The following is a 15,485-nucleotide window of genomic DNA, read 5'->3' on the forward strand; positions in this document are numbered from 1 at the left end:
GCGGATGCAGTACCGGCCGACGCTGCTGAACGGCTTCGTCGCCGAGACCGGCCTGACCTTCGAACTGTCGTAACCCCAGCTTTTCAAGATCAGTAGCAGAGAAGAGCATCTACGGTGTGCGACCTTGCCTTGGACATCGTCAATTGATTTAGCGTCGAACGGGTAATTTGTGTTCATGCATCCGATTTAAGCACTGTGTGGTGTACCTAACTAAGTCCTTGTTGTGACGATGGCCCAAGTGTAGTATGTCTGTCCATGCCCCCCCGTGGTCGAAGTGCATCGTCCGTCAAGCCAAGCAGTCTCCCGGTTGGGGAACTTCTAGAGAAAAGATCACCTTTTCGCGTGCCCAAATATCAGCGTCCATATGCATGGGATGCTGAGAAGGTAGGCGAGTTTATAGATGACATTCTCGCTCTTCTTTCGAAAGGTGAGAGCGATCATTTTTTTGGCTCCATGGTGGCGATTCAAGTTGCGGATCACTCGCAGGCCAGCACTCAGGCACACGAGGTTGTAGATGGTCAGCAACGGCTGACGACTTTTTGTCTTCTTGTGGCGCAGATCATTAACTCTGCGCGCGCCTTGGAGCAGCAAGCACGCGATATCGGTGACGAAAAACTTGCGATGCGCCTGGAGATTTTCGCCGAGGAGACTTCTAAGAAATACCTGTTCTACGAGCGATATGACGTTGAGCAGGGTGAGAAGACCTCAGAGCCAAGACTTCAGCTCTCGAACGAGGACAACACTAAGTTTCGCGCTCTGCTTAACGGTGTAGCTAAATCCGTCGATATTCGTGATAGTCATAGACTCCTTCAGGCGGCATATGAGCTAATCCAGGCGAAGTTGATATCCACGCTGCTCGATGCAGTCGATGATGTGGGAGAGAAATTTAAGGAGCTTCAGCGTCTTCGGGACTCAATTCTTCTCGATACATTCATTATTCATATTGTCAGCGAGGATAGACAAAGTGGTTACCGGCTGTTCAGTGTACTGAACGACCGGGGGAAGCGACTTGCTGTAGCAGACCTGCTGCGAAGTCACACTCTGGAGCAGCTTGATCGGTTCCCGGTTCTTCAGGATAAGGCTTCCCGGCAATGGGATGAAATCCTTGCCGAAGGTTCGACGACGGCCGATGGTTTTCTCAAAGCCTACTTGCCTTCTGTGACTGGAAGCAGGCTGAGCGCCGAGCGGCTCTTCAACGGCCTGAAAAAGCAGCTCTTCGGTTCGGCTCCCACCAATCAGGACCAAGCGGACGCTTTGGCTAAACGCATCGAGAAGCTAGCAGAAGAGTTTCATCGGTTCCTTCTCATTGATAAAGGTGTCTGGCCTTACGATGAGTCTAATCGAAGCCCTGGCGTAAGTGAGTGGTATCGGGCGCGACTGAGGCGTTTGATCATCGTTCTAAAGCATGAACTCTCAATGCCATTGCTCTTGGCGGCCTCTAGTTGTGTGGACGAGAAGAGGTTCGCTGAGCTTGTCCATATGCTCGAAAAGTTCGCTTTTCGCTACAAGAATATCTGCGATGGTCACGCTAGTGCAGCAAGTAAGCACTACTATGTGATGGCCAAGACTCTTCGCGCCTCGGTTGCGGGCAGTCCCGCTCCGAGTTGGGAACCTCTTATGCTGGAGCTCAGGAAACTGATCAACGAGCGTGCTCCCAAAGAGAAATTTAAGACACAGCTCATCGAAAAGCTTCGCTACGATCACCCTACACAAAGGGGTAATATTCGCGAATTTTTGACTACGATCGATGACTATTGGACCTGGCTTCGCCAGGGCGGGCAGGGCTCCCCGAAGTTCTCGTCGGGAGTTGTTGTAGACATCGAGCAGGTTACGATTGAGCATATTTATCCGCAAAATCCTCCAGCTATGCAGAAAAACGCGGTGCTAGAGGATCTGAAGCACCGCCTAGGCAATCTGTCGTATTGGGATCCTCGCGACAATGTGACCGCAGGAAATAAGCCCTTCAGCGAGAAGAAGGCGCAATTTCTTCTCAGTAAGAGTTCGATGACTCAAGCTCTTGGGTCTCTGCCCGCGTGGGATGCAGGGCAATATAATTCGCGACTCCGTAGCTTGCTTGATGATGCTTGCAAAGTATTTGTCATCTAGGGCCTGTTTCAAAAGGCAGGTGAGTCAGTCGTTGAGGGCGGCGATGTGGATGACGACCTCATAACGAACGGCGAACTTGTCGTAGCGGATGGCGACGGCGCGATGGTGTTTGAGCCGGTTGATGCCGCATTCCATGGCGTGCCGCTCTCGGTGGTAGGCCCGGTCAAAGGCCGGAGGCCGGCCCCTGCAGCAGTGCGGCCTGCAACCGGACGAACTGCGTCTCGCTCAGCTGCGGCAGCGAGGCCAGGCCCTTGGAGGCCAGGGCCGTGATGCCCCGCTGGCACCAGGCGTGATGCCGGTGGTTGGCTGACACGCGCGCCCTGCAGTTCCTTGGCAACCTCGGTATCGGTGTATCCGCGGGCGAACAGTTCGGCCGCGCAGCCGTACCTGTTCGCGTTTGGCTCGTTACGCAGCGGTCAACCAGCCGCCTTGCGCATATCGCATGAGCTGGGGACACCGCTGCAGCCCAGCACTCTCACATGATCACCGTGCATTACGAGTTAAAGATCAGCACTCGCCCCTGGCACCCTCGTCATCTCTAGATTCGTTGGCATATTGACATCAAAGATACGGATGGCGTGAGGTAAGTCGGCCTTATCCGTACTTTATGTGTCTGATTCCGGCACTAAGAAGCAAACCCCCTGGAGAGTTCCGTGGCCCCTAACGAGGAGATTGGCCAGCAGCCAGCAGTTCAGCCCCCCTCGCTCGACGATCTCTTCAAGGCACTCATGCCTACTCGCGAGGTTCCCAACCCCCTCCCGGTCGGCATCACAGATGGTAGCTTCGATATCGATCCGGCACTGATCCGCCAGTGGGCTCGCAACCATGGGCTAGAAGTTGCCGATCGAGGATGCGTTCCTGACTACGTGGTCAACGCCTACCTGCGCTTCCAAAGATCCGGAAGCACCGCCACTCTTGGAGCGATCCACCCCGCCCCTTCATCGGAAGGTTCCCTCCCCAGGGGAATCGCGTCAGCACCAGTCGCTCCAGCGTCGAACCCCAGAGGTAAATGCCCGATCAAAGTTGGCCGTCCGCTGAGGATGTACGAGACGGTCTACCTGATTAAATTTGTTCAATGGATCAAACGTGACGGCACCACCCGTACTGAGGATGCTCTGGTGACGGAGGTTCTCCGGGAACTCAATCTCCCTGAACCGCATTCGGAGTGGACTATCGGCCGGATTCGAGGCGTCATTCAAAAAGTAAAGGAGCTGGAGCGATCCACGAAGACCTCGACATCAACATCGCCCAGCACTCCGCTCAATCTCAGCACACCTCCCGGGAAACCTCGAGGTAAGTGCCCCATCACGCCAGGCCACCCGCTGTCCGTGTACGGAACACGGAACCTCGTCCAGTTCGTTCAATGGATCCAACGAGACGGCATTCCTCGAACCAAAGAGATCCTTATCCAAGAAGTCATCCGTGAACTGAAGCTTCCTGGACCTGCTTCAGCATGGGCAGTGAGCCGCATCAAGGACATCATTAAGGAAGCTACCGACCAAGCGCCAGAGAAGGCTGCTCCAGCCGCCAAAAAGCCGCTACCTCGCCCCAATGCAGCTCCCACATCGGGTAACGCAGCACGCTCATGCTTAAGTGAACTAGCATTTGAGTTAATGAGTTACGGAGCCCAGGTTAGGTTCTCAGACAGCGAAGATGTCCTCATTGTTCTTGGTCCTGAATCCATAACCTCTGCTGTTGGGGCGCGCGTTGAAGCATCCCTATCTACTGGAAACTTCATCTGGGGTACCGGTGCTTCCCGTTCCAGCCACTTCATTAAGGATTACCGAGGTGCAGCCCGGGCGATTCTCGCGATGCGCGTCTCGTCCACCACTCGGCAGATTGCAAATCCTTCACGCGCCGTGGCCACTCCGGCCAGGCCGCAACCTACTTGTCCCGTTCCGCGCGGTCGTAGCATCTTTGCGTACACGGACTCCGAGATCATCGCCTTTGCCAAGTGGATGAAGGACGACGGCGTCCAGCGGCCTGAATATCAGCTTATCCACGACATTATTGAGGAGCTCAGCTCGTCAACCCAGTCATTCGGAGCGCTGAAACGCGTTCGTGAGGCTCTCAAACATATTGATCAGGGTGATCGTGCGTCGAAAGCCGCCGGTAGCGTGGCCAACGACCGACGGGGACCTATTGACATAACGTCGCACGGGACATCGAAGCATAGAGAGGATCCCCCCTCTGTAGCACATCGCTTCCGAAGTGGCCGACCTATCACCGCGTATAAGCAGGAAGAGCTTGTCGCCCTCATCCGTATGTTGGCCGACAAGGGTGACGTGAATACTTATGACGACCTGATCGAAAACATGATTAGCGAGCTCAACCTGCCCGCGCGCACACCTTTCCGTATTCAGATTATCGAGGAAGCCGCAACTGCCGCCGGCTGGAAAGCGCGTTCGGAGGAGCAGATTGGCGTATCAGGTGCAGCTTCCTTCACCGACGTCGTTCTCTGGGCGCGCAGCCAACGCTACGAGCTCCAGACAGATAGAGAGATCCCGGAGCACGTGATCTTCCAGTACAACTACATCCACCCCGACCGTCCCTACTTGCCGCGGGCCCGACGTCGTCCATGATCCCCGCCCCACGACCGATCTCACGAGCTCAGCACCGCCACTACTGGTAGGAGTCTCTGGGTGAATGGCGCGATCTGGATAGCCGACTCTTCGATCTTGAGGGGAAAGAGCTCCGGCGTGGCCTGACACGCAAGAGCTCGTGACCCCTGAACACTGGCTGTTGATCAATGGACAGTTGGTGACGGGGGCCACGAGCTGTGAACGACAGTACTTCGATCCTGTTCGGCATGCCGGAAATCACGGTGGTGAACGTCGAGCGCGTCGCCGACGACAACGGGAAACCGGGACGGCCGGTGCATATCGAACGCCCGCAGGACTGGGCGGCCTGCCCCGACTGCGGCGTCGTCTCCACGGTGGTGCGGCAACGACGCACGACCCGGCCCAGAGACCTTCCCCACGGCGAGGAGCCGATCGCGGTGCGCTGGCACAAACGGCAGTTCGCCTGCACCGAACGGCTATGCGCGCGTAAGGCGTTCACCGAGTCGACGGCCGAGATCCCGCCCAGGGCGCGAGTGACGGGCCGGTTGTGCCGGGCGGCGGCCCGCCAGGTCGCCGCGGGCCGGCCGGTGGCCGCGGTGGGCCGTGAGCACACGATGGGCCGGCCGCTGGTGCACCGGCACTTCGCCGCCCACGCCGACGCCGACGCCGTCCTCGCCGAGCCCGAACCGCCCGAGGTGCCGGGCATCGACGAAACCCGCCGTGGCCGGCCGAAGTGGATCACCGACGAGATGAGCGGGAAATGGGTGCGGACCGAGCGGTTCGAGACCAACTTCGTCGCCCTGTCCGGCACCGGCGCTCTGCTCGGCCAGGCAGCCGGCCGCACCGGCAGGGCCGTGGCCGACTGGCTGAGCAGCCGCGGCCCGGCCTGGAAAGAACAGGTGCGGATCGTGGTGATCGACCCGGCCGCCCGCTACCGCACCGCGATCCGCCAAGCGTTGCCGCACGCCGTCCTCGTCGTCGATCACTTCCACCTGGTCGCGCTCGCCAACAGGGCGCTCACCGCGGTGCGTCAGCGCGTCACCCGGCAGGAACGCGGCCGCCGGGGCCGGGCCACCGATCCGGAGTGGGCCAACCGGCGCCGCCCGCTGCGCGGCCGTGAACACCTGCCGGAGCGCACTTTCGCCCGGATGTGGAACGACCCGATCGATCATGAGCCCGCCGGGCAGATCCTGACCGCGTGGATCGCCAAGGAAGAACTACGCCGCCTGCCGGCCTGCGCCCGCGAGCGAGCGCCGCGCTCGGTGATCTCGCAGCGGCTGTTCCGGTTCTTGTGCTGGTGTGCCGACTCCGGCGTGCCCGAGCTGGTCACCCTCGCTCAGACGATCGACGCGTGGTGGCCCGAGACGCTCGCGTTCATCACCACGGGCGTCACCAATGCCCGCACCGAGGGAACCAACCGGTTGATCAACGACGCCGCCCGCGTGGCGTTCGGCTTCCGTAACCGGCTCTTCGATCTTGAGGGGGAAGGGCCCGGGCGTGGCCTGACGGGCGAGAGCTCGTGACCCCGCGACACTGGCTGTTGATCAAAGACAGTTGGTGACGGGGGCCACAAGCTGTGAACGACAGTACTTCGATCCTGTTCGGCATGCCGGAAATCACAGTGGTGAAGGTCGAACGCGTCGCCGATGACGACGGACAACCGGGACGGCTGGTGCATATCGAACGCCCGGAAGACTGGGCGGCCTGCCCCGACTGCGGGGTCGTCTCCAGCAAGGTGCGCCAGCGGCGCACGACCCGCCCACGAGACCTGCCCTACGGCCCAGAGCCGATCGGGGTGCGCCGGCACAAACGGCAGTTCGCCTGCACCGAGCAGTTGTGCGCGCGCAAGGCGTTCACCGAGTCGGTGGCGGAGATCCCCCCTGGGGCGCGGGTGACGGGCCGGCTGTGCCGGGCGGCGGCCCGCCAGGTCGCCGGCGGCCGATCGGTGGCCGCGGTGGGCCGCGAGTATCGGCTGGGCCGGCCACTGGTGCACCGGCACTTCGCCGCCTGCGCCGACGCCGTACTCCTCGAGCCCGAGCCGCCCGAAGTGCTGGGCATCGACGAGACCCGCCGGGGCAGGCCCGCCTGGATCAAGAACGAGACGAGCGGGAAGTGGGCGCGGACCGAGCGGTTCGAGACCAACTTCGTCGATCTGTCCGGGGCGGGCGCCTTGCTCGGCCAGGCGGCGGGCCGCACCGGCAAGGCCGTCATCGACTGGCTCAACGATCGCGGGCCGCAGTGGAAAAGCCAGGTGCGCATCGTGGCGATCGACCCGGCCGCCTGCTACCGCTCCGCGATCAAGCAGGCGCTGCCGCATGCCGTCCTCGTCGTCGATCACTTCCATCTGGTCGCGCTCGCGAACAAGGCCCTGACCGCCGTGCGGCAGCGCGTCACCCGTGAGGAACGCGGCCGCCGGGGACGGGCCACCGACCCGGAATGGGCCAACCGCCGCCGCCTGCTACGCGGCCGTGAACGCCTGTCGGAGCGCGGTTTCACCCGGATGTGGAACGACCTGATCGATCATGAGCCCACAGGGCAGATCCTGACCGCGTGGATCGCCAAGGAAGAACTGCGGTCTTTGCTGGCCTGCGCCCGGGAGCGGGCATCGCGTTCGGTGATCTCGCATCGGTTGTTCCGGTTCATGTCCTGGTGCGCCGACTCCGGCATGCCCGAGCTGATCACGCTGGCCGAGACCATCGATGCCTGGTGGCCCGAGACCCTCGCGTTCATCGCCACCGGCATCACCAATGCCCGTACCGAGGGGACCAACCGGCTGATCAAGGACGCCGCCCGCGTGGCGTTCGGCTTCCGCAACCTCACCAACCAACGTCGCCGCGTACGGTTGGCCTGCACACATCAAACGATCAACCCAGCAGCATGAGGGTGAACATCCCCCTCAAAATCGAAGAGCCCCGTAACCTCACCAACCAACGCCGCCGCGTACGGTTGCACTGTACACATCACACGATCAACGCATCGGCATGAGGGTGAGTATCCCCCTCAAAATCGAAGAGCCGGATAGCCACGTTATGTGAACCTTCACAGATGGCGAGGATCAGCGTGTAGATCACCCCGGTAGTACGGCACCGCCACCTGCCGCAGATCCCTCGACTCACATCTTATGTCTGAAGAATTTCAGGATTTTCTAGACAGCAGTGCTAACCTCATAAGGTCCTCAATTTTAACCAAGTTACGACCTCCGGCTAGATAACCAATCCCACGATGGAGGTGAATCGTGAGTGTTCTAGCAATCCCTTCGTCCGACAGGGAATCTTCATCCCGCATGCAACGCTGCTTGAGAAGCGCCAGATAAATATCCCCGTGGGAGCCGGAGAAGGTGCGCCAGCTCATCTCCACGTTCGAGTCAGTGACGATTTCGCGGACCAGTGGCGGGCTTAGGTCGGCCAGGGAGAGCGCCAGGGACCATCGGCAGAGGACATTCCAGTTTTTGATCCCGGTTACTCGCTTTAGTTTGATGAGTTGGTCGCGCGCGGTCTGCGAGAGACGGATGGTGTCAAGCGACATGAGGTGCTCCTGATTGCCACCAGTAACCGTGCTCGATCGTGGTGGTAAACGTTTGGTCGTCATGGACCAAGGTGTACGTCTGGGCGATGGCAGGCTTGAGGCGGGACAGAAGGTACTCGTCGATCTCCTCATCCGTCGAGAGGAGGAGGACCTGGTCGCCGGCCTGGGGGAAATAGCGTTCGACGAGGTTCTGCCGGTGGCGGCTGTCTAGCCGCCCCAGCGGGGTGTCGATCACTGTGGGCAGACGATTACCTGCAACTCGGGCTAGGCCCCAGAGCAGGGAGACCGCGAGGAGCTGGCGTTCTCCGGCGCTCAATCGGGTAGGGTCCAACGCCTCTCCGTCAGCGCCGATCAGCGTGAGCGTGAACTTGTCCGTATCGATACGAAGGTCTTGAACCAGCCCGCTCTTCCGCATCAGGCGCGTGAAGCTATCGAGCACCGCGACCTCAAGCGCATTGATATGCCTGCGCAATAGCGCATCCCCGAACTGCTGCAGGGTCGTCCGTACGCGGTCGGCATAGGTGATGATTCGTGCCACGTGCTCCGCCTTGGCAAGCCCGGATGCCCGTTTCTTGTACGCATGCTCCCGCGAGGTAACCAGTTGTTTCCGATCGTTGTCGGCAGTTGCGTGGGCCTCCCTCGCTCTGCCGAGATCCGCCTTGAGCCCCGCGACCTGAAGACGTGCCGCCTCTAGCTGCTTGACGAGGCTCAGGATCATCTGCTCGTCGGGAACCGCAGCGAGCTGCCGCTCAACCGTGTTGAGCCGCTCACGTAGCCGCGTCACCTCATCGACCAAGGCAAGAGCGTTGCTGTGCTCCTTGTCCAAGATTTGATCGAGAGAGGCCAATTGCTGTGCGGCGGAACGAGATAGCTCCAAGAAACGTGGGGTGTCCGCCTCCGTAGCTCGCTGCAGGCGGTCGGCCACCAGATACTTCTCTGCCTCAGCGGCCGGTTCGGAGCCGACCAATCGGTTCAGGAAATCCAGGAGCTGCTGATCCCGCGTCGCGAGGGTTTCCAGCACCTGACCTGCTTGAGCCGCAGCTTCTTCGCGTTCCGCCTGCTTCTTGATCTGTTCAAGCTGTGGGCTGAGCAGTAGTAGTGGTAGCGGTCCCGCTGCGACATGGTTTGCGAGGTTGTCCTGCATGCCCTGAAGCTGATCCTCAAGGAGCTTCTTTTCTGCCTCCAGCTCCGCACGTCGCTGGTAGAGGTTGCCACCCTTTGTGGCGAAGGCATCTTCTGCGACAACTAAGGCGGCCTCCGCAACGTCCAACGATGCCTGAGCGGATGCCACGCGCTGTAGAGAATCCGCGCACGCTTGATCCGCTTCCGAGATCTGCTGCTCGATCAGCTTGATCTGTTCAAGCGCCTGCTGGTCCTCGTCAGACACCTTTTGGCGCCGCTGAAGGGCGAGGAGGTCGGTGCGGAGCTGTTCAACCGTGTTGACGCCAAGCAGCGAGTGCACTGCGGACTCGATGACGGGGGCCGCCCGCTCAGGATCGGCGAGAGATTCAATCTTCTCGCCGTCGAAAAAGAACAGCGATGCAACTTCAAGAGGGAGCAGGTCCTCGATGTAATCGGCCCAGCTCTCGCTGGCAACCGGGTCGAGTTCTCCGTTGATGAAGACATTGAGGAATTCCCGGACGCTCTTCCCACGGACCTGCCACGCCCGCACAACCCGGTAGTGACGCTGCTCACCCTCGACTGTGGTCGAGAAGCGCAGAGTGATCCGGGCGTCCTTAGGGCTCGCCTCACGGTTGATAGTGTCCCGGAGATACGCATCGTATGAACGCGTGCCGCGCCCGCTGCATCGTGCGCGAGAGCCGTATAGGGCGTGTTGAATAGCGTCAAGGAGGGTGGTCTTACCACATCCATTGAGGCCGCCGATCAGGATGATCGGCCTTCCCTCTCGGACCTCAAGGTTGATCCGCTGCTTGCCCTTGTAAGCGCCGACGTTTTCAAGCGTAATTTCATGCAGGAGCATCGGTGCTCTCTTCGTTCGAGAAGGGGAGTTCAGGGACGATCTTGCTGTCCCGCACCCGTCGAGCGTGCTCGGCGGCGTCGTCGGCGTCCTTGTAGTAGCCGCGCTGGATAGTTTTCTCTAGAGCTTCGAACAGTCCCGAGCGGCGCGTCATCGTGCGGAACTTGCGCTCCACGCTGAGAAGCTCGCGCATCGTGGTGAAGTGCAGTTCGTCACCGTCGCAGATCTCGCGCAAGAGCTCGACCTCATCCGAGGCGATCATGAGATGCTCATCGAGGGGACGGCCAGGAAAATCCTCGCCGGTCTCCTCCTTGTAGATCCGCGGCAGAGAGTCTTCGACCTCGTGCTTATCGAACACCCAAATGCGGCGGATTTCGTGCAGCTCGTCGAGCGTGATGAGCTCAATCCCGCGCACGTGGACGGGAGCGTTAGCTCGGATCCAGGTTTGAGCCTCAAGCACCCGGCGCAGCCAGTTCTCGCGAGCGGCCTGAGTGTAGGGGCCGTGGACCATGCGGTCGTTGAACAGCTGAATGTTGCCGTTCATCTTCCGGAAGTCCCGCAGGTGGCGGTCATCGGCCACATCCAACTCATCGCGGAGCTCAAGGAGCGGGAGCATCCATTCCTTCTCCTCGTCATTCTGGATCATCGCGGACATGGACTTGTCCTTGTCCACGAGGGTGCACGTCCAGCAGCCGAATCGGCTGTCTCCGCAGGAAGGGGTTGTGTTGTCCACGACCAGCGGACACTCACCGTCGCTGGAGGCGCCCTGGTACATGGTCAGCAGATCCTTGTTGGGATGTCCCCACGGGTTGGACTTTTGCATGAGGAACGTCCAGACCTCGTCGTTGCTCCAGTCTTCGACGGGGCTATAGACGAGCGAGTTGGGCAGATTGCCATTGGGCGAAAGGCGATCCCGGACCCGGCGCTTCTCGTGCCTCTCCATAACCCGGGCGCGTGCCTGACTCTCCGCCTTGCGAATACCGAGGACGAGGATGGCTTCACCATGCTGACGTACAACCCGATGGATGAAGTCGTTTGACGGACGGATCTTCAGACGCTCGGTACACCAACGGAACTTCGGTCGAGGAGCGGGATATCCCTTGCCGATGAGCCCGACCCAGAAGGTGTCTTTGACCGCCGGAGTGAGCCGGTTGGGCTGGATGGGGAGCTGTTGCTCCTCCGCGGCCTGGCGCATGGTCTCCAGCGACTGCGTCACCCACGCCGCGACAACCGGGTTCTCCACGAGAGTGTCGGTGCTGATGACGTAGACCGGCTTCATCCGTTGATCTGTCTCGAGCCCTTGAAGAGCGAGCCAGACAAGCTGGAGCACTGCGGTGGAGTCCTTCCCGCCGCTGTAGCCGATCACCCAGGGGACTTCGTCCGCGAGATAGAGCTCACGGATCTCATCGGTCAGTGTGCCGACCACCGCGGCAAGTCCGCCCTGTGCTTCGAACGGAACGACACGTCGCGTCGGGGTGTTCAGCGATACGACCGTGCGTGCTGGGGTGGTCATCGCTCTCCTCGCTGGTAGGCGTCTTCGGCGTGCTGCTCTTCAGGACTCAGCTCAAGACCGAGATGCCGACTGAGATAGTTGACTGTGAGTACGACGTTCTGATGATTTTTCGAGACGCGTCCACCGATAACGGCCCGCCCCTCCCAGACACTGCTGTTGCGCGACCAATCGATCTGGCGGAGCGGCGCCAGCCGCGGTTTCCACACCTTTGGATCAAGCGATTGATGCAGCAGTGTGTTCCCGAGACGGCCGAAGGCGTGGAGAGCGATCCCGTGGGTGTGGAGAAACTGCTTGCGGACCTCCGCTGCGGACAGCGTCTTGTTACGGACCTCCGCCCACTCTGGGATCAGCTCATCGATCGCCTCCCAGAATTCCCAGGCAATGCGCTGAACTTGATCGGCATTTAGCTCCAGGCCCCGAAGCAGTGCCGTCGTCGCGGTGTACAGTGCGCTCAAGGTGCACAGCTTGCGCGAGCGAGCGGAGAGGGTGCTGGCTTCCATCTCAACGTAGTTGCGGAAGACCGGGCACTTCAGTGCGAGCAGCTTGGTTAGCTGAGACAGCTCGTCGCGGTGGTCGTAGAGGACCCCGATGGACCTGGCCGGCCGTACTGCGTGCCGGTTGAGGTCGGCGAAGAGCTGCTGGCTTCGCTCAAGACCAGAGTCATAGAAGAAGACGACCGCGATGGTCTCGTCGCCTAGCGCCTGGTTCTCCCGCAACGCGGCCTCGATGGCTGCTCGCCGGTGTTGACCATCATTGATCAAGAAGCGGGATGCCATCGGGATGCGTAACTGGCCAACCCGCATACCTGGACCTTGGTCGGAGACGCCCTCGAAACGCATGACGCCGTCGACTGACGCAGTGAGCGCACTGAAGACGTAATCATTCGGGTTGTCGAGGATGTACCTCGTTAGGGCAGGAATTCGCCCCTTGTTCAGGACCCGCTGAGCTCGAACTTCAGGTGCAAGCTCATCTTCGTCGAAGAGAAAAATTTTGGGGATGAGGCGTAACGGACACATCGAGACGTAATACTCACGCCCCGCCTGGATCCCGCGAATCGCTGGGAAGATGTACTCGAAGCCTGCCGTGGTCGCTTCCCCAGCAGACTTAGCGACTCCCTGCGTTCCCATGCGTCACACGATAGCGTAACGTACGTGAAAGAGGAAACGTACGTACGCAAGTCTCCCTTGTAAACACACCATCAGGAGCTGTTGTGGTCGCTTACCTAGACGCCGCGGCAACCACTCGGGTTGACCCCCGGGTAGCGGAGGTTGTACTGCACTGGATGGTCGAGGAGTTCGGCAACGCCGGCAGCCGGACTCATACATGGGGCACCAGCGCCAAGAGGGCTGTCGCCCGTGCCAGGGAGTCGATCGCCCAGCACTTCGGCGCCAGGCCAGATGAGCTGATCTTCACCAGCGGTGCCACCGAGTCCAACAACATCGCGTTGCTCGGGCTTGCGCCGTACGGTGAAGATCATGGTCGGCGCCACATCATCAGCTCCGCGATTGAGCATAAGGCCGTGCTTGAGCCTCTGGAGCATCTGCAGTCACGTGGATTTGAGGTTGACCTCATTACCCCGGGGTCATCGGGACGAGTGCCGGTTGAAGCGGTGCTAGAGCGACTGCGTCCGGACACGCTTCTGGTCTCCCTCATGCACGTCAACAACGAGACCGGCGTGATCCAGCCCGTAGCCGAGCTAGCCGAACGACTCCGTGAGACACCGACGTACTTCCACGTCGACGCTGCTCAGGGTTTCGCCAAGATCCCCGCTGAACTGCAGGCCCCGGTAGATCTCATCAGCTTCAGCGGGCACAAGATCGGGGCCCCAAAAGGTATAGGCGGTCTGCTTACCCGTCGCCGAGGCAGGGCTACCGTCCCGCTAACCCCCCTGATGTATGGCGGAGGCCAGGAGCGGAAGCTCCGCCCTGGCACCCTGCCTGTTCCGCTTGTAGCCGGGCTTGCCAAGGCGCTCGAGGTCTTCGAGGCTGACCGTGTGAAGTGGCTCGCAGAGGCCGAAGACTTCCGCGCCCGACTCCTGGCCGCGCTCGGCAGGACCAAGTACCGCCTCAATGGGGATCAGGACCACGTCGTCCCGTACATCGTCAGTCTCTCCTTTGAGGGAGTAGATGCCGAGGCGCTGATTTTGCAGTTGCAGGACTATGCTGCGGTCGCTACAGGGTCGGCGTGTACCAGCGCCTCCTATACGCCTAGCCATGTCCTGGCGGCAATGGGGTTGCCCGAGGAGGAGGCTGGCAACGGTCTACGTCTCTCGTGGTTCCCAAACCAAGCCCAAGAACTGGATCTCGATGGGTTCGTGAACGTGGTCGCTGAATTCCAGGCCAACGCGATGATCTAACGGCGCCGAATCAGACGGTGTCCCCGGAGCGTCCTGCCGCATCGGACAAGCTCGGCTTCCCAACCCTCTTCCGTCCCGATGAGGTGAGGGTTCGCATACAGCCCAGCCCGGAGTTCGCTCTCGGTCAGCCGACGATACTTGGGCACATCAGGGTCGTCTGAGTGTAAGAACTCGTGCTTGCGGTGGAGCAACGGCCGGTTCGTGGACTCCTCGTACGACAGGTGCGAGGTTTTCAGCGTGGTGAGATCCACCAGGTAGGAGGACCGTAGCCGGGGGTGGGGGTCGGCATCGAACTCCGGATAGTCCAGCCAGCTGACCCCACGCCCCTGGTGTCGGAGCTTGGCGATCGTCCACTCCAGGGGGCGCCCCGCCGCGACTGAGGCACAATGTTCGTAGAGCCTGAGCACCACCGGCATCGCGTCGATCGCTCGCCTGTGCACGTAAAGCGCGGTTGGAGTCACCTTACCGACCTTGGATCCGTTCATGGCTCCCCGGACGTACGCGTCGTCGCGAAGCTTGAGCAGCAATCGATCGGACCGTCGGCACGCCTCCTTGTAGGAGCTGAAGAACGCCCGCACATCTAATTGGACAGAGAGGGGAAGGCAGCCGAACGGCCCGCGCCCGTTGAAGAGCTCTACGCCTAGGAAGAGCAGTGTTGTCAGCGTGGAGCGCTTGGCTCCCTCGGCGACCTTTTCTGGGTCGGCGGAGCTTCTGACGAGGCGCTGCAGCTCCGAGGCACTCAGGTGCGCCAGGAGCTCGGCCATCTGCGTGGGCATTTCTTCCACTCGGGGAATCCTGCCACGCTGCTCGGTGTGGTCGACTACCGCCGCAATCGCGGACGCAGCGTCGTCGGAGACGAGCCAGGTGGTGTCCGGCGCGATCCGCCGGGCCAGATAACTGAGACGTGCCTCGTCCCGTTTGAAGGCGTACACGATGCCCGGCGCCGCCGAGACACAGCGCACTCCCGTGGCCTCTTCCACATAGCTGCGCAGTTCATTAGCGCCGAACAGGTGTTGGAACGTTCGGCGGCTCGTCAGCACCCCGTCGCCGAACTCGTCACCCTTGACTTTGGCCTTTTCCCACGTCAGCCGGGCGGACACGACAAGCGCCTTGCCCGCCAGTTCCCAGGCCCGCATTAGAGTACGGCGGCGCTCCCCGGGGTCCTCAATGATGTTGAGAACGTATGTGAGGAGCACGACGTCCGCCGGGCCAAGGTTGCCGTCGGGGTTGAAGTGCGGGTCCCACCCTGACGCCTCGATCTCCATCTGTCTGAGTGCATGGACATCATCGCCACGCCCGCACCCATAGTCGAGGACCGAGCGCTCAGGAGTGATCTGCTGGTCGACGACAGCCTGGCGAGCGGGCGTGGAAAGCCCGGTCCTGCTGATCGCGGTGAGGCGACGCTCGGTCTCCCAGGCGCCGCCCGTCTTCTGCGCGAGGGTCACT

The 15,485-nt window shown here is 61.0% G+C and carries 11 protein-coding genes and 1 pseudogene; 5 read left to right on the plus strand and 7 right to left on the minus strand.

Annotated features, from left to right (window positions below; translation table 11 throughout):
• Positions 1-255: 255 nt before the first annotated feature.
• Complete coding sequence (locus tag AB0395_RS23235) at positions 256-2,106, plus strand: DUF262 domain-containing HNH endonuclease family protein (RefSeq protein WP_366283565.1); 1,851 nt, start codon at positions 256-258, stop codon at positions 2,104-2,106.
• Between the two features lie 24 nt (positions 2,107-2,130).
• Here AB0395_RS23235 and AB0395_RS23240 read toward each other — a convergent pair.
• Positions 2,131-2,289: pseudogene (locus tag AB0395_RS23240) on the minus strand (IS5/IS1182 family transposase); the annotation flags it as partial.
• The gene (locus AB0395_RS23245; protein ID WP_366283567.1) at positions 2,270-2,419 is read right to left on the minus strand and encodes a hypothetical protein; all 150 of its coding nucleotides are present in this window, start codon (positions 2,417-2,419) and stop codon (positions 2,270-2,272) included. The gene AB0395_RS23245 and the pseudogene AB0395_RS23240, both read right to left, overlap by 20 nt.
• Positions 2,420-2,759: 340 nt before the next feature.
• On the opposite strand from AB0395_RS23245, the gene AB0395_RS23250 reads away from it, so the two are divergent.
• The 3 genes from AB0395_RS23250 to AB0395_RS23260 all read left to right on the plus strand — a co-directional run bounded on the left by AB0395_RS23250 (position 2,760) and on the right by AB0395_RS23260 (position 7,548).
• Positions 2,760-4,688: a hypothetical protein gene (locus AB0395_RS23250; RefSeq protein ID WP_366283569.1), complete on the plus strand. Its 1,929-nt coding sequence runs from the start codon at positions 2,760-2,762 to the stop codon at positions 4,686-4,688.
• A gap of 227 nt (positions 4,689-4,915) precedes the next feature.
• Positions 4,916-6,190 (plus strand): ISL3 family transposase, encoded by a 1,275-nt coding sequence (locus tag AB0395_RS23255; protein ID WP_366283572.1) that lies wholly within the window; start codon positions 4,916-4,918, stop codon positions 6,188-6,190.
• A gap of 83 nt (positions 6,191-6,273) precedes the next feature.
• Positions 6,274-7,548 carry an ISL3 family transposase gene (locus AB0395_RS23260; protein ID WP_366283575.1) on the plus strand — a complete coding sequence of 425 codons (1,275 nt, stop codon included), beginning with the start codon at positions 6,274-6,276 and terminating at the stop codon, positions 7,546-7,548.
• Between the two features lie 254 nt (positions 7,549-7,802).
• Here AB0395_RS23260 and dndE read toward each other — a convergent pair whose 3' ends face one another.
• Genes dndE through dndB form a run of 4 tightly spaced genes read right to left on the minus strand, consistent with a single transcriptional unit; the run spans position 7,803 to position 12,810 of the window.
• A complete protein-coding gene (dndE, locus tag AB0395_RS23265) occupies positions 7,803-8,192 on the minus strand; it encodes a DNA sulfur modification protein DndE (protein WP_366283578.1) in 390 nt (129 codons plus the stop codon).
• The gene (dndD, locus tag AB0395_RS23270) at positions 8,182-10,173 is read right to left on the minus strand and encodes a DNA sulfur modification protein DndD (protein ID WP_366283580.1); all 1,992 of its coding nucleotides are present in this window, start codon (positions 10,171-10,173) and stop codon (positions 8,182-8,184) included. The genes dndE and dndD overlap by 11 nt, the downstream gene beginning before the upstream one ends.
• Entirely contained in the window at positions 10,160-11,683 is a 1,524-nt protein-coding gene (dndC, locus tag AB0395_RS23275) for a DNA phosphorothioation system sulfurtransferase DndC (protein ID WP_366283583.1), read from the minus strand. The genes dndD and dndC overlap by 14 nt, the downstream gene beginning before the upstream one ends.
• The gene (gene dndB, locus AB0395_RS23280) at positions 11,680-12,810 is read right to left on the minus strand and encodes a DNA sulfur modification protein DndB (protein ID WP_366283586.1); all 1,131 of its coding nucleotides are present in this window, start codon (positions 12,808-12,810) and stop codon (positions 11,680-11,682) included. Before dndB ends, dndC begins: the two co-directional genes overlap by 4 nt.
• An 83-nt stretch (positions 12,811-12,893) precedes the next feature.
• Here dndB and dndA point away from each other — a divergent pair, with 83 nt between their 5' ends.
• The gene (dndA, locus tag AB0395_RS23285) at positions 12,894-14,039 is read left to right on the plus strand and encodes a cysteine desulfurase DndA (protein WP_366283588.1); all 1,146 of its coding nucleotides are present in this window, start codon (positions 12,894-12,896) and stop codon (positions 14,037-14,039) included.
• Here the strand turns inward: dndA and AB0395_RS23290 are convergent.
• Positions 14,036-15,484: a DNA phosphorothioation-associated putative methyltransferase gene (locus AB0395_RS23290; RefSeq protein ID WP_366283591.1), complete on the minus strand. Its 1,449-nt coding sequence runs from the start codon at positions 15,482-15,484 to the stop codon at positions 14,036-14,038. The two genes, dndA and AB0395_RS23290, sit on opposite strands and share 4 nt — an antisense overlap.
• Position 15,485: the final 1 nt, after the last annotated feature.

It is taken from the genome of Streptosporangium sp. NPDC051023, assembly GCF_040689595.1.
In the GTDB taxonomy this organism is placed as follows: Bacteria; Actinomycetota; Actinomycetes; order Streptosporangiales; family Streptosporangiaceae; genus Streptosporangium.